18 protein-coding genes and 1 pseudogene are annotated in these 20,366 nt (G+C 57.3%); 5 read left to right on the top strand and 14 right to left on the bottom strand.

Annotated elements, in window-relative coordinates; all coding sequences use genetic code 11:
• Positions 1 to 25 precede the first annotated feature (25 nt).
• Both AC522E_RS01185 and AC522E_RS01180 read left to right on the top strand, forming a co-directional pair.
• Positions 26 to 808 (top strand): LOG family protein, encoded by a 783-nt coding sequence (locus AC522E_RS01185; protein ID WP_500748590.1) that lies wholly within the window; start codon positions 26 to 28, stop codon positions 806 to 808.
• A gap of 54 nt (positions 809 to 862) precedes the next feature.
• A complete protein-coding gene (locus tag AC522E_RS01180) occupies positions 863 to 1,729 on the top strand; it encodes a universal stress protein (RefSeq protein WP_500748589.1) in 867 nt (288 codons plus the stop codon).
• 62 nt (positions 1,730 to 1,791) lie between these two features.
• Here AC522E_RS01180 and AC522E_RS01175 read toward each other — a convergent pair whose 3' ends face one another.
• The 3 genes from AC522E_RS01175 to AC522E_RS01165 all read right to left on the bottom strand — a co-directional run bounded on the left by AC522E_RS01175 (position 1,792) and on the right by AC522E_RS01165 (position 4,213).
• A complete protein-coding gene (locus tag AC522E_RS01175) occupies positions 1,792 to 2,106 on the bottom strand; it encodes a c-type cytochrome (RefSeq protein WP_500748588.1) in 315 nt (104 codons plus the stop codon).
• A gap of 11 nt (positions 2,107 to 2,117) precedes the next feature.
• The gene (locus AC522E_RS01170) at positions 2,118 to 2,513 is read right to left on the bottom strand and encodes a hypothetical protein (protein WP_500748587.1); all 396 of its coding nucleotides are present in this window, start codon (positions 2,511 to 2,513) and stop codon (positions 2,118 to 2,120) included.
• A gap of 101 nt (positions 2,514 to 2,614) precedes the next feature.
• Positions 2,615 to 4,213 (bottom strand): MBL fold metallo-hydrolase RNA specificity domain-containing protein, encoded by a 1,599-nt coding sequence (locus AC522E_RS01165; RefSeq protein WP_500748586.1) that lies wholly within the window; start codon positions 4,211 to 4,213, stop codon positions 2,615 to 2,617.
• A gap of 218 nt (positions 4,214 to 4,431) precedes the next feature.
• Here AC522E_RS01165 and AC522E_RS01160 point away from each other — a divergent pair.
• Positions 4,432 to 5,243 (top strand): annotated as a pseudogene (locus AC522E_RS01160) (chromate resistance protein ChrB domain-containing protein).
• A gap of 241 nt (positions 5,244 to 5,484) precedes the next feature.
• Here AC522E_RS01160 and AC522E_RS01155 read toward each other — a convergent pair.
• The 9 genes from AC522E_RS01155 to AC522E_RS01115 all read right to left on the bottom strand — a co-directional run bounded on the left by AC522E_RS01155 (position 5,485) and on the right by AC522E_RS01115 (position 16,462).
• Positions 5,485 to 6,255 carry an SDR family oxidoreductase gene (locus AC522E_RS01155; protein WP_500748585.1) on the bottom strand — a complete coding sequence of 257 codons (771 nt, stop codon included), beginning with the start codon at positions 6,253 to 6,255 and terminating at the stop codon, positions 5,485 to 5,487.
• 4 nt (positions 6,256 to 6,259) lie between these two features.
• Positions 6,260 to 7,183 carry a dihydrodipicolinate synthase family protein gene (locus AC522E_RS01150; protein ID WP_500748584.1) on the bottom strand — a complete coding sequence of 308 codons (924 nt, stop codon included), beginning with the start codon at positions 7,181 to 7,183 and terminating at the stop codon, positions 6,260 to 6,262.
• A gap of 896 nt (positions 7,184 to 8,079) precedes the next feature.
• Positions 8,080 to 8,937 (bottom strand): PCC domain-containing protein, encoded by an 858-nt coding sequence (locus AC522E_RS01145; RefSeq protein WP_500748583.1) that lies wholly within the window; start codon positions 8,935 to 8,937, stop codon positions 8,080 to 8,082.
• Positions 8,938 to 9,081: 144 nt separating this feature from the next.
• Positions 9,082 to 9,963, bottom strand: coding sequence for an alpha/beta fold hydrolase (locus tag AC522E_RS01140; RefSeq protein ID WP_500748582.1), 882 nt, complete (start codon positions 9,961 to 9,963; stop codon positions 9,082 to 9,084).
• Between the two features lie 33 nt (positions 9,964 to 9,996).
• The gene (locus tag AC522E_RS01135) at positions 9,997 to 10,800 is read right to left on the bottom strand and encodes an SDR family NAD(P)-dependent oxidoreductase (protein WP_500748581.1); all 804 of its coding nucleotides are present in this window, start codon (positions 10,798 to 10,800) and stop codon (positions 9,997 to 9,999) included.
• A 112-nt stretch (positions 10,801 to 10,912) separates the two neighbouring features.
• Positions 10,913 to 11,707: an SDR family NAD(P)-dependent oxidoreductase gene (locus AC522E_RS01130; protein WP_500748580.1), complete on the bottom strand. Its 795-nt coding sequence runs from the start codon at positions 11,705 to 11,707 to the stop codon at positions 10,913 to 10,915.
• Positions 11,708 to 11,773: 66 nt separating this feature from the next.
• Positions 11,774 to 13,411, bottom strand: coding sequence for an acyl-CoA synthetase (locus AC522E_RS01125; protein WP_500750546.1), 1,638 nt, complete (start codon positions 13,409 to 13,411; stop codon positions 11,774 to 11,776).
• 130 nt (positions 13,412 to 13,541) lie between these two features.
• Positions 13,542 to 15,437: a TRAP transporter large permease gene (locus AC522E_RS01120; protein ID WP_500748579.1), complete on the bottom strand. Its 1,896-nt coding sequence runs from the start codon at positions 15,435 to 15,437 to the stop codon at positions 13,542 to 13,544.
• 5 nt (positions 15,438 to 15,442) lie between these two features.
• Positions 15,443 to 16,462 (bottom strand): TRAP transporter substrate-binding protein, encoded by a 1,020-nt coding sequence (locus AC522E_RS01115; RefSeq protein WP_500748578.1) that lies wholly within the window; start codon positions 16,460 to 16,462, stop codon positions 15,443 to 15,445.
• A gap of 141 nt (positions 16,463 to 16,603) precedes the next feature.
• On the opposite strand from AC522E_RS01115, the gene AC522E_RS01110 reads away from it, so the two are divergent.
• Positions 16,604 to 17,530 (top strand): IclR family transcriptional regulator, encoded by a 927-nt coding sequence (locus AC522E_RS01110; protein ID WP_500748577.1) that lies wholly within the window; start codon positions 16,604 to 16,606, stop codon positions 17,528 to 17,530.
• Positions 17,531 to 17,568: 38 nt separating this feature from the next.
• Here the strand turns inward: AC522E_RS01110 and AC522E_RS01105 are convergent, their stop codons facing one another.
• Positions 17,569 to 17,859 carry a hypothetical protein gene (locus AC522E_RS01105; RefSeq protein ID WP_500748576.1) on the bottom strand — a complete coding sequence of 97 codons (291 nt, stop codon included), beginning with the start codon at positions 17,857 to 17,859 and terminating at the stop codon, positions 17,569 to 17,571.
• Positions 17,860 to 18,003: 144 nt separating this feature from the next.
• Entirely contained in the window at positions 18,004 to 18,411 is a 408-nt protein-coding gene (locus AC522E_RS01100) for a DUF1236 domain-containing protein (protein ID WP_500748575.1), read from the bottom strand.
• Positions 18,412 to 19,141: 730 nt separating this feature from the next.
• Between AC522E_RS01100 and AC522E_RS01095 the strand changes: the two genes are divergently transcribed.
• On the top strand, positions 19,142 to 20,362 hold the full coding sequence (locus AC522E_RS01095; RefSeq protein WP_500748574.1) for an efflux RND transporter periplasmic adaptor subunit: 1,221 nt from the start codon (positions 19,142 to 19,144) through the stop codon (positions 20,360 to 20,362).
• Positions 20,363 to 20,366 lie beyond the last annotated feature (4 nt).

The following is a 20,366-nucleotide window of genomic DNA, read 5'->3' as shown; positions in this document are numbered from 1 at the left end:
AACGCCAAAACGAAGAACATTGCCGATGAACACGAAGAATCCATTGAACGCCAGCCAACTTGCCTCACCCTCTTACCGCCTTCCTGCGCTCGATCAGGATTTCCTCCTTGGCGACGAGATGCGAGGGGTTCGGTTCCAGCTGGAATATGCCAAGGCCGAACATTACCTGCGCTCGTGGGGTGTCCGTTCGACCATCGTTGTCTTTGGGAGCGCCCGGGTGCGAGAGGACGGGCCAGGGAAACAAGGCCTGTGGTACCGGGAAGCAAGGTCTTTTGGAGCTCTAGCCTCGCAGCGCGGCGGCGCCATGGCAAAGGGCAATCGAATTCGCGACAATGTCATTGCAACCGGCGGCGGTCCCGGTCTGATGGAAGCCGCGAACCGAGGAGCGGCGGACGTGGGGGCGCCCTCTATCGGATTCAACATCACACTGCCACACGAGCAGGGACCCAACGCTTACTCAACACCAGACCTAACGTTCCGATTCCATTATTTCGCAATGCGGAAAATGCATCTCGCCATGCGCGCGAACGCGCTTGTCGTCTTTCCAGGAGGATTTGGGACCCTCGACGAGCTCTTCGAAATTCTCAACCTTCGCCAAACCGGCAAAGCACCGCCTCTCCCGATCATTCTGTTTGACGAGGAGTATTGGCACAGTGTCATAAACTTTGAGGCACTTGTAGAGCATAGGATGGTCGACCCGTTCGACCATGAACTTTTCGACTTTGCGGACAGTGCCGAAAATATCTGGAAGGGACTCGTCGCTGGCGGCCTGACCTTGGTCGACGCTGATCGCGAGGAATTAAAGTAACCGGATTGAGCAGGATCAAAGACGCCATAACATTACTGTGTGATAGTAATGCTTATGAATATAAGGATCAGGGAGTCTGATATGGGAATTCAGAACATCAAGAGCGTGTTGATCGGCCTTTCTCCCGAGCAGGAGGGTCCTTCGAGGGCGCTTTCATACGGCATATCTTTGGCCGGGCAGGCCGGGGCTCATGTTTCCATGTCCGCACTTTCCCCAGAAATGACCTTGACTCACGCCTTCGTCAGCAGCGTTGCTGCAGGTCTGGTCGCGGCCGAAAACCGGCGCCTTCTCGAACGGGCTCAGCTCGCCATCGAGAAAGCTCGGCAGGATGCCATGGCACAAGGGATCTCTTGTACGTCAAGTGTGATCCAAGAGCATTATACGCTGCTCGCCAGTTCGTTTACCAAGCAGGCGAGAATCCACGACGTCACCATTTTCGACGCAGAACCGGATACCCTGAGCCTTCGCCGCGGCATCCTAGAGGATACTCTCTTCAATGGAGGAAGACCGATGATCGTCGTGCCTCCTGGAGTGGACACCTTCCGGGCCCGGAAAATTCTCGTGGCCTGGGATGGCAGCGCCAAGGCAACAAGGGCCGTGAATGACGCACTCCCCTTCCTGAGAGCCGCAGAAGAGGTCGAAATTCTAAGCATCCTTGGCGAAAAGGATATCTCCCGATCCGTACCAGGCTCGGAACTTGCGCCTCATCTTTCGCGTCACGGGATCAAATGCTCGGTCAAGGATCTCGCCGCTTCCAATGGCAACGCAGGAGAAACGCTTCGCTCACAAGCCCTTATGCTCAAAGCCGACATGATTGTCATGGGAGCGTATGTCCACTCCCGCTTGAGGCAACTGGTTCTTGGCGGGGTCACCCAGGCCATGCTGCGAGACAGCCCAATTCCCTTGATGCTTTCCTACTGAGCGATCGCCGAAGGCCTATGTTCAATGAAAAGTGGACTTGGTGGGCCACTTTTCACGTCGCTCTAGCGTTGGACTGACTTGATATAGGCGATCAGATCATTGATTTGCGCCGCGTCGAGTTGGAACTCCGGCATCGAGGGATGGCCGGTCACAATGCCCTCTGCGAGAGCTTCGGCGAGATTTTCGATAGGATAGCGCTTCTCGAAAGCCGAGAACGGTGGGGCCTCAGCCAGGGGGCTATCGCCGTACGGACCAATGGCATGGCATTGAGAACAATGAGTTCGCGCGAACGCGAGACCGCGCTGGATGCGACCTTCTTGAGCAAAGGCAGGGGCAGTCACAAATAGAGCGACCCCGAGGATGAGCACGCGCTGCATCGACACCCGCCTCATATCGCCCCCGAAACCTTCATATCTTGAACCGAAGCAACCTGGAAAGTGTGGAGCTTTTCGTCCTCATCCTGAATCGACACATACTCACCGGGAATGAACCGATGTGTGCTGAGTCGATAACCAGCTTCGTCGTCAACTGTCTTGGTCGCATCATAGTCTATGATCCAGGATGCCCCGCCTGCGCCGCCCGCTCGATGAACCAGCCAACCCAGACGCTCTGCCTCGTCTCCCCAGAACCGCCGGACCCTGCACAGGTTCCGCCGCTCTCTCCATTCCGCTGCATCCAGATGACCGCTGGTATCGAGTGGGGCGACAATCTCGTATCCATGGCGGATGCTGCCTTCAGGATATGCGGGACAACGCGCGAGATGAAGCATAATGCGATGGAGCATGGATCCCTCCGACATTGGTGTTGCCCTCCTCTTGAGACTGCCGGTTGCTTCAACCTAGAAGAGCTCAACACGGCGAGCCTTGATTTTGATCAATCTCAGGGTCACGAGACCTCGTCACGCTCCGTAAGCGCGCGGCGAAGTCGCCGAATGATAACACTCTTTGTTCGCCGGTCAGCAGCTTGCTCGACGGCCTGGTTGATATCAAGAAGTAACTTTGAGAAGTCGTTATTCCAGTCCTGTCGTCCCGTGCTCGCCGGTGCCAGACGGCGCTCGTGATCCTCCTTGAGCCGGGGGATGTCGCCGCTCAAGTCATAGATATCGTCAAGCTCAGGGATGATCACGGAACCAGTGAACGCCTTGCGTTGCAGCAATGCCTTCAGGCTCGTCAAGGCGGGATCCTCCCCATGAACGAGAAACACGCCTCTCCGGACAGGAAGCCGCTCCATCAGCCACGCTTCAAGTTCCGGGGCATCCGCGTGACCCGAATAAAGATCCAACGTACGCATACGTGCACGAACACTGATCTCTTCGCCATGGATGCGTACACGAGGCGCTCCGTCCTGCAGAATGCGACCAAGCGTTCCCTGAGCCTGGAAGCCAACGAAGAGTACTGTGGTTTCTTCCTTCCACAGATAGGCCTTGAGATGATGTTTGATTCTCCCTGCCTCGCACATCCCGCTCGCCGCCATCACGATGTGGAAGCCGTGGATCCGATCGATCGCCTTGCTCTGCTCGACGCTCTCCGTGAAGAAGACCCGGTGGGATTCCAGGGCTTCGACAAGATCGTTCCCGTTTCGCAGCTCCGCCGCATGACGCTTGAAGATGGCACTGGCCTTTGATGCCAATGGGGAATCGATGAAGATAGGAATCTGCGGCAGCGTGCCCGCCTGGACCAGTTCGAGAATATCCACAAGCACTTCCTGCGTCCGTTCTACGGCAAAGGAAGGGATCAAAAGCACTCCGTCGGGGCGCATGGCGGAACGGATCTCGTCTCTCAGCATTCGCCGCCGCTTCTCAATGGTGATCGGCGGGCGATCCGTGTCGCCATAGGTCGATTCCATGATCACGTAGTCCAAGTCCTGCGGACCTGCTGGCTCGGGTTGCAAAAGCTTGGCACCCGGGCCGATATCACCCGAGAACAACAAACGTACCGGCTTTTCCGCATGTCCTTCGGTGACCTCGACCTCAATGGAAGCCGAGCCGAGGAGATGACCGGCGTTCCAATACCGAACACGGAACCCGGGAGCGATAGCCTGCCACTGACCATACGAAACCGATCGAAATTGGCTCAGGCAAGCGACTGCATCTTCTCCCGTATAGATTGGCACGACGTCGGGAAGGCCCTTCCGAGCATTTCGGCGGTTGAGTTGATCGACCTCGACCTCTTGGATGTGCCCTGAGTCAGGCAGCATGACCGACGCAAGATCCGATGTAGGTCCGGTTGCGAAGATCGGACCGTTGAACCCCGCGAGCATGAGCTTGGGAAGCAGGCCACTATGGTCAATATGAGCATGCGTCAAGCAAACAGCATCGAGGATCGAGGGGTTGAAAGGGAATGGACGATAGTTCAGCTCTCTTTCGGACTTTGCGCCTTGAAAGAGTCCGCAATCGACCAGGACCTGGGCCAGTTCCGTCTCAAGCAGAAAGCATGACCCTGTGACGGCTCGTGAAGCTCCGTGAAAGTAAATGCTTAATGGCACCGGAGGACCTCAGCTCCCACAACCTTCTGCCACCAGAATTGCATTTGTAAGCTGGACCGTCGAGGGGAAAATTTTCACTGTCGCTTAGGTTTACTTGGCAGTTTTCTATATCGTCGCCCTGCATACGAATAGAGGTCCAAATGTTGGAAGCGAGCGGTTCCACCATCCCCTTTCGGCAGGTCCCCATCCGAGGATGCTCGACAGACTAAGTCTGGAGGATTTCTATTGAAAAGCTCAGCCGTATTATTGGCACTCGGCACCGTCCTGTGCTGATCGATGTCCGTACGGCTGAAGTCTTTCAGGCCGAGCCTCGCTTGATACCAGGTACGGTCCGACGCCTACCCTTGGAGGCTCCCCTATGGGCTGCGGAATACTCAGGACGTACCGCGATCATCGTGTGCCACAAGGGCGTGAACTCGCACAGGGCATTGCAGCTTGGCTACGATGTGCCGGCGTTCATGCCGACTATCTGGAAGGGGGCGTATACGATTGGTCACTTGCTGGCCTGCCGATGGTTCCAGAAGCAAAAATCCCTCTGCGGGACAGGCAGGGACGTACGGTTTGGGTAACGCGTTCCCACCCCAAGATCGATCGCATCGCCTGTCCGTGGCTCATCCGTCGCTTTGTCGACCCCGGTGCCCTCTTTTTTTTTGTCGCGCCGTCGGAGGTAAAGGCTGTCGCGGAGCGCTTCGTCGCAACGCCATCCGATCTCGAGGACAGCGATATTTTTTGGAGCCATCGCGGCGATAACTGCACGTTCGATACGATGCTCGAGGAATTCGGGCTTGCAACGACACCTTTAGAGCGGCTTGCTAAAATCGTAAGAGGTGTCGATACCGCTCGCCTCGGCCTTGCTCCCAAAGCCCCCGGTCTGCTTGCTGCATCGCTCGGTCTTTCGCGGATGTATTCCGATGATCATCGTCAGCTTGCAGTCGGATTGGGTCTCTACGACGCGTTCTACCGCTGGTGCAGGGATGCGCCCGACGAAACACATAACTGGCTCTCAAAGAAGCCTGACGGTGCGAAATGAAGAGCGTCGAATGAATTGAGGCGTAGCGTGCGGAATTGGACTCCAGCCATGGCGTTTCTCTCGGCGAGGCCTATTGGGTGTGGCTGCGGGTTCCGGAATGATCCCAACTCTGATCGGCTGTTCGGCAGCGGGACTAATTTTCTACATGGCGGGCATGATTTGAGTCGATAGACACGCTCTCAGCCCAGGGAGCATGGACCTGGATGAATGATGCCCTATGTTCATCCAGGCCCTGTACAGACTAGGTGCAGGAGATCTGCCCGCCATCGACCCGCAGGATCGAACCGGTGATGAAGGAAGCCTTTTCGCTGGCCAGAAAAACGGCCGCAGCACCAAACTCGGATATCTCTCCATATCTGCCAGCAGGAATGCCTGCGCGCGCCGCAGCAGCAACATCCTCGACCGAGCGACCTGTGCGCTCCGCATTTGCGGCATCGAGCTGCTTTAGCCGGTCGGTGGCAATCCGCCCCGGAGCTATTGCATTGACAGTTACGCCAGACGAAGCCACTTCGCTAGCCAATGTCTTTCCCCATCCAACCAAGGCCGGGCGGATCGCGTTGGAAATGGCAAGATTGGGGATCGGCTGTATGACACCGGACGAAATCACAGAGATGATACGCCCGAACTTACGCTCGATCATGCCGGGAAGCAGGTGATCGGTCAGACGGACCAAGTTGACGAACATTGCCTCAAACGAGTTCCGCCATTGGTCAGAGGCGACACCCTGCGCTTTGCCAGGCGGCGGGCCGCCGCTGTTCAGGACGAGGATGTCAATCCCCCCAAGTTCTGCCACTGCATTTTGCGCCAGAGCGTCAATCTGCTCTGTCTTGCCGGTATCGCATGCAAAAGCGATGGCCCCAATCTTATCTGCTGCCGCTTTCGAACCTTCGATCGTGCGGCTCGCAATACCCACCTGCGCGCCGTCCTCGGCAAGTCCCTGAGCAATGCCAAAGCCCAGGCCCTTGCTCGCGCCTAGCACAAGTGCGCGCTTTCCCTTCAGATTTGTTTCCACGATGTTAGGCTCCCTCTTGCGGATGCTCAATGCGGTCCATTAGCCATTCAATATCGGCAATTGTCTCTGGAGTCAGTTTCGGTGCCGGCTTTCGGAGCGTTGCGGATGCAATGATCCCTCGACGCTGCAAGACATACTTGCGGACCGCCAGACCGAGGCCAGGCTGTGTTTCATAGCGGACGAGCGGCAAATGCCGGTCGAAAAGATCATGCGCTTCACGGCGCATGTTCTGTTTCATTAAATTGACGACACCGACGAGCATTTCTGGATAGGCATATCCGGTCATGGCACCATCAGCGCCACGTTCCATTTCGAAAGGCAGGAATAAGCCGCCGTTGCCGCAAAGAATCGACACGCGTCGGGTTCCCCCCCCATCGCTGGCGCGGCGCAGGGTTGTAATCTTATCGAGGCCAGGCCAATCCTCGTGCTTGAGCATGACACAGGACGCATTCTCGTCGATAATTCGCATGATCACTTTGGGCGTCATCACGACATTGGTGACCAAGGGATAGTCTTGAATCACGAACGGCGTATCCTTACCAATAGCCTCGGATGCATCGGCAAAGTAGGATACGATTTGATCGTCCGTCCGAAGATGCGAGGGAGGCGCGATCATGACACCTGAGGCTCCAGCGTCCATCACCTTGCCGGACAGGGAAGACATGGCCGCAAAGCCCGCCGCCGACACACCGACGATTACTGGGACGCGCCCTGCAACGGTTGAAATTACATGCTTTGCAAAAGAAAGTGATTCCTCGGCGGCCAGTTTCGGTGCTTCGCCCATGATCCCTAGAATGGTGAGGCCCGTAGCCCCGGCCGCCAGAAAGGCTTCGACCATACTCTCAGTTGACGCAATGTCGAGCCGACCGTCGTTCTCGAACGGTGTCGGGCAAATCACATAAACTCCGGCTGCGGAACTCGTGAGCAAAGCCTTCTCCCTCAATGGATGGTGAACCGAGCCTTTGGCATAGCTTGACGTTGGGCTCTTGAAAGACTCGCCATACCATGCACTCCGGAGGTCTCACAAGCTTAGTAAAGCCAGCCCATTGCTTTGGCTGAGCGATTGAACCGGGGCTGATGCAAGGCATAGAGCCCTAGTCAGCCATCTCCCGCCACGAGAAGCTTCGGAATAACAATGAACCGAGTGTAGGCGGGCTTCGGAGGATGGCTGCCGAGACGACGCGTTGCGATGGAGGGATGGAGGTATTGTCGACCATTTGGAGGTCGTGGCTCTGTGTCCGCGCCATCACCTCGAAAGTAGACACGCCCCGAACTGGCCGAGACACATCAATCGGCTGCATTGACTTGAAAGAGCTCGAAGCCAGCACCGTTTAATACACGAACGGCTACGATCTTTGGTCTACTGGTCGGCGGGATGCGGGCGCGTGAAAGTATTCTTAGTGCCCGCTCCTTCACGATATCTAGAGAATCGGCCCTGACCAAAATGCGGCGAACGACGCTTTCTCCCTCAGCCTCACTGGCTATGGTCTCAATTCGATACACCTCATACATGTATTATGGCTCCGCGGCAGCATCACTTGGTGATGGATTCTGAAATAAAGGACGGCATCGCTCATGGCCATGGGAGCGAATTGGACAATCGCGCTCGACTCCGTGTACCGTTCAGGGAAATTGGTGCATCATGGATCAGGATAAGTGGCCGAGGCGAGGTCCCTGGCGAATCAAGCGATGGAGCCGATTATATCACCGAGCTACGAGATTGCCCTTGCCGCCGCAGTAGGAATAGGCGGCGGACACTCACCAAGGAGACTTGGGCAGCGCAGGTGCGAGCTCCGACCTGCTGCCGACCGGAAACAAGCCGCTTCAGGGTTCGATCGCCAGGATCACCAACTCAAAAGTGACACAGACAGGATTGTCCCGACGCGCGAGTTCGCCGGCGAAAATTTCTCCATTCATATTGACGACGTCGACAGAGAGCCGCGTCTGCAGCTCATCATCGACATACATTACGCTGCCTTCGCAGATCTGGACTTCCGTTGCGTAAGACTTCAGGTATGTTCCGTCGGCGAAGTGGACGCCGTTGAGGCTACCGATACCATGGATGCGGGCCGCTCGTATGTCATGGGTCGAGCAGATGTGCGCAATAGCATGGCCAATATCCTCGTTGGGACGGACTCTTGCGAGGACCACGCGCGGCTCAGACTGCACTGCACGAACCTTTGAGCCCCCCACCGGTTCAAACAGGGTGAAGTTCGTCTCTGGATCATGCAACGCCTTGAAGATCGAATTCCTTGTCCCAATTCCCGTTGCCTCAATCGGCTCGGCGACAATCGTACTGGATGCGAGCATATGACCCATCCGAGGGCCCTCGTCCGTGGTCCAAAGCCCATGACAATGGATGAATGGTTTGTCATCACGCGATCCAACAATGGCACAGGCGCGCTCGATTTTCACCGGACCGACGGGTTCAATAGTTGCGCTGTACCAGGCAGCATGCTTGGCATCTGGAGATGCGGCAGGAATGACATACTCGAACGGAGCGCATCGACCGCCTTGCAACTCTACAAAGCCGCCGACACAGCCCGAATCCGCGAATCCCTTGATAAGTGCCTCGTCCACAGCCCGACCTGACTCCAATACGAATTTCAATGGAACCGGCGCATCGGACACAGCAGTCGTTCGGTTCGGGGCGATTGGGCCTGGATGAAGAATCCGCCTCATTTTCGATTTCCCCCCTACTTGGTTGCCTCGGCCGAGGGCCGAGTGAGTGGGCTTAAGATCTTGCAGCTTTCAAAGCTGTGCACTGATCTTGGAGTTATGTGCACTTCTCATCATACAAATTCTGTGCCGCCTTCGATCAGGGTCCTAGTTTGTCCGCATGATCTGAGCAGGGTCAGCTCGTGGATCGCGAGTTTCCCAGCGTCCGGCCTCCACCTGAGCAATAAACTCCGCGACCAGCCGGTTAAACATTTCCGGCTCTTCCAGGTTTAGGGTGTGACCGGACTTCGGGAGCATGGCAAGGCCACTTCGTGGCACGGTCCGCTTCAGGAAGATGCCCGGCTGAATGGAATGATCGTCCTCGTCGCCGACAATGACAAGCAAGGGCACCTCGAGAGCGGCTAGCTCATTCTTAAGATCATAGAGAGAAGGCCTGCGCATTTGAACGCCACGCATGGTGTTTGCTGCCCCAATAGCGGAATGTTTCGCAAGCCTCTCAGCAAAAATGCGCCAGCCGCGTGGGTCCTTCGTTTGGAATTGAACGCGCGAAGCACTCTCAGCGTAGACTGGAGCAAAACCTTGAGCACCGCGCTCCTCGAAGCCTCGCGCGACTTCCTCCGAGTTTTTGCGGAAGAAATCTTGGTGCTCCATCTCCGATCCGTAGCCCGCTCCAGCGGCAACAGCCGACAGAATACGGTCGGAGTGACGGAGAGCAGCATGTAGACAGGCGAATGCTCCCATCGAAAGGCCCACAATATGAGCTTTGTCGACCCCCGCTGCATTCATGACATCGATGACATCGTCGGCAGCGCGCGTCTGCGAGTATTTATCGACTGCCTCAGGTATATCCGAGGGAGAATAGCCCCGGGCTGCATAGGTGATGCAGCGGTGCCTTCGGGAAAAGTAGCTGACCTGTGGTTCCCAACTCCAATGGTTTCCGCCGAATTCATGGACAAAGACAATCGGCGTGCCTTGTCCTATCGACTCATAGAAGAGTCGAACGCCGTCGCTCGCGATTGCAAAGCTCATTTCATACTCCTCCGGCCATCTCTATCCTGCCTCTCAGGAGAATTCGGACACCGCGCAGCTTTGTCCGCCATCGACCGGTAGACAGATCCCGGTGATGAACTGGGCTTCGTCCGACGCCAGAAAGACAGCAGCGTTGGCAACGTCCCAGGCCGTTCCCATCTTTCCGATAGGGACGGCTGCGTTTCGTGCTGCAACCATCTCTTCTGTCGAGGCGTATTGCCCGGAAATCTGTGTGTAGATAAGCGGCGTATCAATGAGACCAGGCATGATGCAATTGGCGCGGATGCCGCTCCGAGCATATTGCATGGCGAGCGCCACTGTCGCTTGGTTGACTGCGGCCTTGGTCGCGTAATAGGCGAAGTAGGGATATCCTGTCCATCGGATGGCTGCGAGCGAAGAAATATTGACGATGACCCCTCGGCCCTGCCGCAGCATGTGCGGAATGACGGCCTTTGCCGAACGGTAGACTGAGCCAATGTTCAGGTTGAGGGCAGCAGCAAACTTCTCCTCGCTCAGTTCCACGGGGCCCCCTATATGGGTCACACCGACATTGTTATGTAGGATATCGATGTGGCCGAACTCAGCCATCGTTTCGGCCACGGCATCCTGAATTGACTCTGTCCTGGTCACATCCGCCACAAGTGCAATGGCAACGCCACCTTCCCGCCTGATGATGGCCGCTGTTTCTTCCGCTGCTTCCTGAATGAGATCAATACACGCCACGCGGGCTCCCTCGCGTGCGTACGCGACCGCGGCCGCCTTGCCGTTTCCCCATCCGGCCCCGGAGGATCCAGCGCCTAGTACGATAGCCGTTTTGCCTTTCAGTCGATCAACCACCAATCTTCTCCTCGACGCCCGATGCTAGCGGCGTGCATCACATAGGCTCCACTTGTATCTACCGCATCGGGGATCGCCCGCATGGAAACGATCAGTCAGTATCACGTGCGGTCTATAGAGGAGCCGGAGCTGCAGATACGGAAGCGGCGCTGCCCATGATTCCAGCAATCGCAAATCCTCCGTCAACGCAAATTGTTTGCCCTGTCACATAGCTCGACTTGCGGCTGTCGAGAAGAAAAACAGCCGCGCTGGCGATCTCGTCCGGTGAACCGTAGCGGCGCTGCGGAACGCGTGCCATCCATCCCGCCCGCACGTCGGCGGTATGGACCTCCTGGACAAGTGGTGTTTCGATTGGGCCAGGCGCAATTGCATTCACCCGAATTCCAATGGGAGCCAACTCGACCGCCATGACTTTTGTCATGACGACAACCCCTCCTTTTGAAGCGCCATATGCTACGCGCCCCACGTTCCCCTTGAGACCCGAGACGGAGGCAATATTGATAATGGACCCTGTTCCACGAGTGGCCATTCGCTTCGCCACCTCCCGCGACACAACAAAGCTTCCGAGCAGATTGACCTCCAGCATCTTCCGGAAAATGTCTGTGCTGGTATCGAGGGCCGGGATATCACGTGCGATCCCGGCTGAATTGACCACGCCCGTCAGAAGGCCGAATTCGGCTTCACACGCTGAAATGGCATGGATGACCGCATCCTCATCCGCAACGTTCATCTGTTCGAACCGCACTCTTCCACCACACGGCCCGAGGCGATCACGGCAATGGTCAAGGTCAATGCCATTCGAATCCGCAACAATAGCCCGCCAGCCCTCCGCAAGGACGGCTTCGACAATTGCACGTCCAATGCCCGACGCCCCGCCCGTGACCAACACGGTCTGTTGATGAGACATGACTTTCTCCGCATTTGCTCAGCAGCTTTGTCTTGCAGGCGTATCCTTGGGTCCCGTAATTCTGGCTTAGCCAGATGCTTGAGCAGGCCGATCGAGCGGTAGACAGCCCCGATCCTCAAGCTCTGCCCGGATATCTTTCTTCGCGATCTTACCGTAGCCGGATCTTGGAAGTGTATCCCAGAAAAACACGCGCTTCGGAAGCTTGTAGCGAGCGACTCTGCCCTCTAGCCACGCCAGAATCTCCTGTTCATTGAGGCTCGCCCGATCTCGAAGGACACAAACCGCGACACCGACCTCTCCCCATGTCTTGTCGGGAACTCCCACGATTGCGACCTCCGCAATCGCAGGATGCGTCAACATCTTCTCCTCAGTCTCCCGTGGGTAGACGTTAGACCCGCCCGAAATGTACATGTCCGAGGCGCGACCGGTAATGTACAGATAGCCTTCCTCGTCCATGTGACCTAAATCACCTGTCCGGAACCAGCCGTCACGAAAGGCTTTCGCATTGGCTTCCGGATTGTTGTAGTAACCCGCAAACACAGCCGGGCCGCAGACACAGATTTCGCCCGTACCCCCCGCCGCTAGCTCGCGTCCGTTTTCATCCTGGATCGAAACCTGCATTCCGGTTCGCTCGTAGCCGCAGGTTCCGATCCTCGCTCCAGGCCTATCCTCTGCATCGTGCAGCGCGGCCGGCAGCACCGTAATATTCCCCGTGACTTCCCCAAGCCCAAAATACTGGACAAGAACCTTCCCGAGCTTTCTGAGCGCATGTTTCTGGTCCTCCCGATACATGGGAGCGCCTGCATAGATTACATAACGCAGAGACGAATGGTCATATGTATCCACCGCGGGATTTTCGGTTAGCATTTTGACGATGGTGGGAACGGTGAACATGTTCGTGATCCGCCACCTCTCAACGAGCCTCCAGGCCTCGTCGATATCGAATCGATCGCCTGCAGGGAGCACGGACTTGGCACCACGTGCCACCTGGGTGAGCTGATGAACGCCTGCTCCGTGCGATAGCGGCGCAACTACGAGTGAGGCATCCCGGTAGGTAGTGCCAGGCATCAGATCGCAAAGATGGTTCGTCACGACAAACGCCATTTGGCCATGGGTAAGGACCGCAGCCTTGGGACGACCGGTCGTGCCCGAGGTGAAGAAGAACCAGCATGGATCGTCATGCACGACGGATGCCTCAGGAGAGGACCGTCCCATATATCGTGCGACGAGGGAATCGTAGTCGTCGCCGAATTCGGACGCGCCGATTGAGACAACGGACCGAATGGAGGGAGCGGCCTCGCGTGCAGCCTTGACGTGCTCTGGGAACTCGCAATGGGATATCATGGCCGATGCGCCACTTGCTTGGCCAAGGTAGGCCACCTCGTCCGGCGTCTGGCGAAAGTTCGTCGGCACCCAAACCGCGCCGATGCGGAAGCAGGCAAACATCGACTCAAACATCTGATTGCAGTTCTTTGACTGCACAAGGACTCGATCACCTTTCTGTACACCAGAGGCAGCGAGCCCCGTCGCCATTGCATCTACACGCTGGTCGAGTTCCGCCCAGGTCCAGGCTCTGTCGCCCCAGACAAGGCCTATATCGTCGCGATGGCGTTGCGCTGCCTGACGCAGAAAATGGGACAGGTTCATGACCCGTTTTTGCACGGGAGAAATCCCGCTCGCAGGAGCTGGAATGGACGCAGTCATTGGCAGCTCTCCAGAATGAACACCTTGTCGGCAACAACCGCCGGACATCTGAGAACGACCATCGCAAGCCTCGCGTCCGTGAATGGCACTTCACACGGCCATTCATCGCCAGAGGAAGGCCATGGTCGTCTCACGGAAGAAAGCCGATCGAGATCCACGGCACGGCAGCCACGATGACGGTGCCGACGAGAAGGGCGAGCATGTACCCCAAGATGGGTTTCATGCCTTCCGCCGGTTCGACCCGACCTATCGCGCAAGCAGCATAGTATCCCACCCCGAATGGTGGGGCGAACAGGCCGATACCCATCGCGAGAATGACGACCATTGCATAGTGAACCTCGTGAATGCCGACCGCGCGCGCAATCGGAAAAAGGAGAGGTCCGAAGAGCACGATCGCGGGGATGCCTTCCAAAACCGAGCCCAGGATGACGAAGGCAATGATCGACACACCCATGAAGGTGACCGCTCCACCGGGAAGACCCGTCATGGCCGCAGCAAGGGATCGAGAGAAGCCGGACTGCGTCAGTCCCCACGCCATTCCTGTCGCTGTTCCAATAATGAGCAGGATCGCGCCTGACAGGCAGGCCGTATCGACCAGCATTGGCTTCAGCCTCGTCCAGTCGAACTGGCGATATATGACAAGCCCAATGGCGATGGCATATACGATGCCGATCGTCGAGACTTCGGTCGCCGTGGCGACACCCTCGACTACGGCAGCGCGAATCACGAAGGGTAGTGCAATCGCCGGAACAGCGATGATGAACGTGCGTCCGATTTCTCTCTTGGTTGCGCGTTGGACATGGCTGAGATCTTCCTTCCGATACCGCCACCAGACGACCAGGCAGAGAGTAATGGCAAGGACGACACCGGGCAGAAGCCCGCCTGTGAAAAGTGCGGCAATCGAAACTCCAGTAACCGACCCGATCGTGATGAGGACGAGGCTTGGTGGAATCGTCTCGGTCTGTGCACCCGTTGCGGAAAGCAGGGCCACCAGGTCGCCTGGCTTGGCACCGCGCTTTTTCATTTCGGGGAAGAGAACAGGGGCAACGGCCGCCATGTCTGCAGCTTTTGCGCCTGAGATACCTGAGACCAGATACATTGCTCCGACGAGTACATAGTGGAGCCCCCCTCGTACGTGTCCCAGGAGGCTTGCCAGAAAAGCGACCATGGCCCGTGCCATCCCCGTCATCTCGATCAAAAGGCCGAGGAAGACGAAGAGCGGTACGGCCAGAAGGATGAGATGCGACATGCCCTCATCCATGCGACCGACGAGAACCATGAGTGGCGTATGCGTGGTCAGGGTCAGGTAGCCGAAGATCGCAAGCCCGAAAGCAAAGGCGATGGGAACTCCTGCCAGCACTGATGCAGCGACGACGCCCACGAAGAAGATGACGAGGTTGAGATTGCCAAGTTGACGAAAGAGGGGCTCTGCGATCCAGAAGATCGCCATGATCGCAACGACCGCCCCGAGAGCCATCGCAACGGTTCGCGAAGACCCGACACTGAAAAGCCGCATCACAGCGAATGCTGCCATGAGTCCAATGCCGATCGGCAGGGCAGCGGCACGCCACGCGTTGGTGATTTCCAGCGCCGGCGTGGTAATGAAAGTCTCCTCCTGAGCATATTCAAGTGCCGGCCAGGCAATCAGCAGAAGGAATGCCAGAGCCGCCCCGATTGCGAATACGTCAAGGAAGGCACGAACTTGAGGCGATGCCCTGCTGACGATCGCCGTCATCCGCATGTGCTCGTTACGGCGAAAGGCGACGACAGCGCCTAGCATGGCAAGCCAGAGAAACAGGATCGAAGCCAATTCGTCCGACCACACAAGCGGCTGATGCAGGACGAAGCGAGCCACCACGCCCGCAAATAGAATTACAATCTCGGTTGCGACGAGAATCGCAACCGGGATTTCGACAGCCGCACCGAGAATAGCATCAAGCGATGCTATCCAGGAACGGCGGCGGGATGGGGTAGAACTTTCCGCGATTGGGTCTGCCCTGCCAGGATGGGTCTGGGTGTGGGCCATTGCCATTACACGAGCTTGCCGACGGATTTTTCGAGAATGGCCCAGGCTTCGTCGCCATACTTGCCCTTCCACTCGGCGTAGAACCCGGCTTGGCGCAGCTTATCCCGGAAAGGAGCGGAATTGGGCTGGTTGAAGCTTAGGCCCTTCGCGGCAAGCTCCTGTTGAAGGTTTGCATTGAGTTTTGCGACATCATCGCGCTCCTTTACGGCCGCGGCATTGATGTGCTTAGCCGCAATGGCCTGCACGTCCTCAGGAAGCCGCTCCCAGGCGCGGCGGTTGGCCAGGAACCAGAACCCATCCCACATATGGTTTGTGAGCGAACAGTATTTCTGCACCTCATATAGTTTCGCTGTCGAGATGATGGCGAGTGGATTCTCCTGCCCCTCGACGACCTTCGTCTGGAGGGAGGAGTAGACTTCGTTGAAGTTGATGGAGGTCGGAGCGGACTCGAAGGCTTTGTACATGGACGTCCAGAGCGGCGAGACAGGCACCCGGATCTTGAATCCTTTCAAATCGTCGGGCGTATTGATCGGCTTCGTGGAGGAGGTTGTCTGTCGGAAGCCGTTGTCCCAGATCTTGTCCATGGCAACGAGATTGGCCTTGGCGATCTGTCCGCGGACATAGGCTCCGAGATCGCCGTCCATGGCCTTCCAGACGGCTTCGTAGTTCGGGAAAGCGAAGCCCACGCCGTTGATGGATGCTGCAGGCACGAGCGTCGACAGGATGAGGCCGGACAGCGTGAAAAATTCGACCCCGCCCGAGCGCACTTGGCTGAGCGTATCTGTGTCCGACCCGAGCTGGCTATTCGGGAAGATCTGGAGGTCAAAACGGCCGTTGGTCTCTGCTTTGATCGCCTCAGCCATCTCCCGCGCCCGCAGGTTCATCGGATGCGTTTCAGGCAGGTTGTTCGCATACTTATAGGTAAACTCGGCCTGCTGAGCGCGTGCAACGAACGGCGCGCCGATTACGGCACCGGCAAAAGCAGTTGAGCCGACAGTCAATAGCCGGCGACGAGACAGAATCATATAACCCTCCTGGTCCGGAGCCCGCAGGACTCTCACGTTTCCTCGATAGGTCCACATATCGGACCCTGAATATTTCTACGCCGCTTAGCGGGCGGTTTTGCCGATTGCATCAGGAGGCACTCTGGCGCCTTTGCTTGTCAAATGAAAATTTCCGCCTTAGAGGAGCGCATAATCAGCGTGCCGCTGAGGGTCCATATGCTGGAACATCCGAAGTCGACTTCGGCCAAGATCGTCGTGCAGGGGACCAGTGATCCAGCGTCAAGTGGAGCCCAGGCGATTGATCGCGCCGCAACATTGCTGCTTCTTGTGGGGCGGGCTGGCCCGACGGGAGCTAGGCTCTCCCACCTCGTCGAGCAATGCAACCTGCCAAAGCCGACTGTACGCCGGATGCTTCTCGCGCTCGTGCGCGCCGGCCTCTTGGATCAAGATCAGAAAAGCCGCCGATATTATATCGGACCGGAGATCTACGTTCTGGGGACGCTTGCTAGTGCACGGTTCGGCATACACTCGATCTCGCTTCGCTCTCTCGCCCGGCTGAGCCAGGAGACCGGCGACACCGCTTTCCTCTCGGTTCCCCGCGATGTCTACTCTATCTGTGTGCATCGCGAAGAGGGACCCTATCCGATCCGTATCCATGCCCTTCATGCGGGGGACAGACATCCGCTCGGCGTAGGGGCCGGGAGCCTGGCATTGCTGGCGACTCTGCCCGATAGGGATGTAGAGGAAATTCTTGCTGCAAATGCCGACCTATTGGCCCAGAAGTATCCGCGATTCTCACCGGATATGCTTCGCGGGCTCGTTCAGGAGACACGAGCACGAGGCTACGCGGTCAACCCGGGCCTCATTCTCTCCGACTCATGGGCAATCGGCATCGCAATCTGCGGAGCGGATGGCAGGCCCGCTGGCGCACTCTCGATTGCTGCAATCGAAAGCCGGTTAACCGAAACGCGCCAACGCGAGTTGGTCCCACTTCTGCGGAAGGAGGCAGCTTGGATTGAAGCGCGCTTACGCGCTGGAGATATCGCCGAAGGGCGACCGAACGGGAAGGCAGGAAGTGCGGAACCCTGATGATGCACAGCGATCAGCAACTGCGGCAGTCTGGAGGTTTATTCCGGTTTGGCGTGCTCCGTGAGCGCCTGAAGCAACTCGACACATTTTTCCGATACAACCTTCGGCACCTTGGGGTCTCCTTCGTGATGTCGCGTGACGACCGCGCACGCCTGTTCGAAAAGGTCTCCGAGATTGCCCGAAATGCCGGGGCGGCCACTGGGGAAGTTAAACGCCGTCCTGGTTCGGTGCGCTTCGGCTTCGCAGGACTGACCGGGCTTGAATAACGCCAGGATCTCACGCTGCTTCGCAGTGATTTTCATGTCCTTGAATGCAATGATTTCGGCCATGCCCGTCCCTATGATCACGGTTGAGCTTATCTTGCATTTGCTGGGGGAGGCCCTGCTATTCGGTGCTACCTCCTGGGGCAGTCAGCATAGGAGCATCAAACAAAAGGGCGGCATTGAGCCGCCCTTCGTTGATCTCATTCAAGCTTAGTGAATGACCTGCACAATTTTACGACTTTTTGGCTCGACAAGAACCGGGGTGTTGTTGACCACAGTGTAGCGATAGCCCTTCACCTTGTACTGGGTGGGGACGTCATAGAGAGTTACGCCCGACTCGGGCAGTACAGCACCAACATGAACCTCTTCCTTGTATGTGTAGGAAGGGACCTTCTGGGTCATAACGTACTGGCGGAATTCCGGCTGTTGCTGGTCGGCGATACCGCCCACGATGGCGCCGGTGACACCACCCACCGCAGCACCGACAGGCCCGCCGACGATGGCCCCACCCACTGCGCCCGTGGCAGCACCGGCCGCGGCGCCGCCCGATTGAGCGAAGGCACCAGCAGGGACGAGCGTAGCGAGAACCACACTGGCAAGAAGAATTTTCTTCGACATGTGCTTACTCCTAGAATGCATCTCGAGCTCGTTGCTCGACGGCCATTTAACGCACAAGTTCGGAAGTCGTTTCAAACTTTACCCCCACGTCCTATCTTCGGCTAAGCTTATAGACATTGGGAACGAAAATGCTGGAAGCGTTTCCATAGTATTCATTCATCTTCTGTTCATCATTTACATTTGGAAAACTAATCTCCTAGACACGTTCATTAAATTGATTACCGCTCTCGATCGGAACGACGTAGCGCCGTCCGCATTTAAATTATGCAAAGTCTTGCGGGGAGCCCTGTGGTCCCGCGTCGCTTCCTTGCGGGCTGTGCCGTTTCAGAAGTGCTTGGCGGTGCGCTTGCAGCAGCAACCGCGACGGCGGTCGGGGCCAGTTCGATTGAGTGGGCAGGGCAATCTTGCAGATATTGTCCCTGGCCTGCCGCAGAGCTTGTCCCCGGCATGCCCATTTCCGACCCAGCCAATCGCCGTGGCTATTACAGTTAGCCCAACGGCAGTTCGATTTGGATGAGCAAGGCGCGCCAGAAATGAAACACGATATCAGCGAGGATGTGCGCTGCCACACATAGCTGCGCTTTTCATGCCGCGTTTGCCCCCTAATTCGATACCGATCGATACGAAAAGGTTGACACCAGGGACGGTCAACCATACCGATTAGTAATGTACCGTCTGGTATAGATTTGATGCACGAAGCGTCGAACTTCCTTCTGGCAGTGGGCATTCCATGCAATTTTTCTACAAGTTGCGGATTCTGGTTCTGGCGTCCGTCAGCGCGGTCGCCGTAGGTCTTGGCACCGTGGCAATCTGGTCAGCGCTCGACGGCGCATCTTCGCACGACAGTGCGAGCGCAGCGAAACCCGCGACACCTGCGCCTGTCGCCGCCGTCGACAAACGTGAGGTTACGCTGTGGGCAGAGTTTTCCGGTCGGCTCGAAGCCATCGAACGGGTCGACCTGCGCCCCCGTGTCGGCGGCACCATCCAAGCAGTTCATTTTCGGGAAGGATCGCTTGTCAAGAAAGGCGCCCTTCTCTTCACAATCGACCCCGATCCGTATCGCACCGAAGTAGAGCGAGCTGAGGCGCAGGTCAGCTCAGCAGAGGCACGGCTCGCCTTTGCTCACAGCGAGCTCGACCGGGGCATGAGAATGACGGCCAATCAGACAATTACACAAAGAGACCTGGATACGCGCGCAAACAACGTCCGCGAGGCCGAAGCCAATCTGAGTGCTGCCAATGCTGCTGCAAAGTCCGCACGCCTCAATCTGTCTTACACTGAGGTTCGCGCTCCGATCTCGGGGCGTGTCGGAAGAATCGAAGTCACCGCAGGCAACCTTGTCACTGAAGGAGCTAGCGCGCCGGTCCTCACGACACTCGTCTCGATCGACCCCATTTACGTGAGTTTTGATGCAGATGAGAGTGCAGTCCTGCGCGCGCTCCAGACGCTGCCTGCAGGACGTGACCGCAGTGTCAATGTCTCAAGCATTCCTGTGGAGATGCGCTCTGGACCGAATGCCACTGCTGCGCTGGGTAAGGTGCAGTTGATCGACAATACGGTCAACAGCAGCAGCGGCACCGTGCGCGTACGCGCCGTTTTTGACAATGCGGACGATCGCTTGATGCCTGGCCAGTTTGCCCGCATTCGCTTGGGACAAGCCAAATCCACGGCCGCACTCGTTGTGCCGGATCGGGCCATAGGTACCGATCAGGACAAGAAGTACGTACTGGTCGTCGATCAAGGCCAGACGGCCAGCTACCGCGAGATCACGACTGGAGCGTCCATTGACGGACTGCGGATCGTGACAAGCGGTCTCGCCGCGGGCGAGCGGATTGTCGTTGACGGACTTCAGAAGGTGCGCCCGGGCACTTTGATCGCGCCCCAACCTGCCTCTCTGGACACCTCTGCATCGCTGCGATCAGGGAGTTCCTCCGCTTCCATAGCGGACTGACATA

The organism is Microvirga sp. BF8, assembly GCF_059888585.1.
The sequence above is the reverse complement of the archived record's forward strand: the minus strand, read 5'-3'. Positions and strand labels throughout refer to the sequence as shown.

What these genes read in the sequence shown, in the direction of transcription:
- AC522E_RS01185 (WP_500748590.1), top strand. Translation starts at nt 26, where the DNA reads ATGAACACGAAGAATCCATTGAACGCCAGCCAACTTGCCTCACCCTCT.
- AC522E_RS01180 (WP_500748589.1), top strand. Translation starts at nt 863, where the DNA reads ATGAATATAAGGATCAGGGAGTCTGATATGGGAATTCAGAACATCAAG.
- AC522E_RS01175 (WP_500748588.1), bottom strand. Translation starts at nt 2,106, where the DNA reads ATGCAGCGCGTGCTCATCCTCGGGGTCGCTCTATTTGTGACTGCCCCT.
- AC522E_RS01170 (WP_500748587.1), bottom strand. Translation starts at nt 2,513, where the DNA reads ATGCTCCATCGCATTATGCTTCATCTCGCGCGTTGTCCCGCATATCCT.
- AC522E_RS01145 (WP_500748583.1), bottom strand. Translation starts at nt 8,937, where the DNA reads ATGAGGCGGATTCTTCATCCAGGCCCAATCGCCCCGAACCGAACGACT.
- AC522E_RS01140 (WP_500748582.1), bottom strand. Translation starts at nt 9,963, where the DNA reads ATGAGCTTTGCAATCGCGAGCGACGGCGTTCGACTCTTCTATGAGTCG.
- AC522E_RS01130 (WP_500748580.1), bottom strand. Translation starts at nt 11,707, where the DNA reads ATGTCTCATCAACAGACCGTGTTGGTCACGGGCGGGGCGTCGGGCATT.
- AC522E_RS01125 (WP_500750546.1), bottom strand. Translation starts at nt 13,411, where the DNA reads ATGACTGCGTCCATTCCAGCTCCTGCGAGCGGGATTTCTCCCGTGCAA.
- AC522E_RS01120 (WP_500748579.1), bottom strand. Translation starts at nt 15,437, where the DNA reads ATGGCCCACACCCAGACCCATCCTGGCAGGGCAGACCCAATCGCGGAA.
- AC522E_RS01115 (WP_500748578.1), bottom strand. Translation starts at nt 16,462, where the DNA reads ATGATTCTGTCTCGTCGCCGGCTATTGACTGTCGGCTCAACTGCTTTT.
- AC522E_RS01110 (WP_500748577.1), top strand. Translation starts at nt 16,604, where the DNA reads ATGAAAATTTCCGCCTTAGAGGAGCGCATAATCAGCGTGCCGCTGAGG.
- AC522E_RS01105 (WP_500748576.1), bottom strand. Translation starts at nt 17,859, where the DNA reads ATGGCCGAAATCATTGCATTCAAGGACATGAAAATCACTGCGAAGCAG.
- AC522E_RS01100 (WP_500748575.1), bottom strand. Translation starts at nt 18,411, where the DNA reads ATGTCGAAGAAAATTCTTCTTGCCAGTGTGGTTCTCGCTACGCTCGTC.
- AC522E_RS01095 (WP_500748574.1), top strand. Translation starts at nt 19,142, where the DNA reads ATGCAATTTTTCTACAAGTTGCGGATTCTGGTTCTGGCGTCCGTCAGC.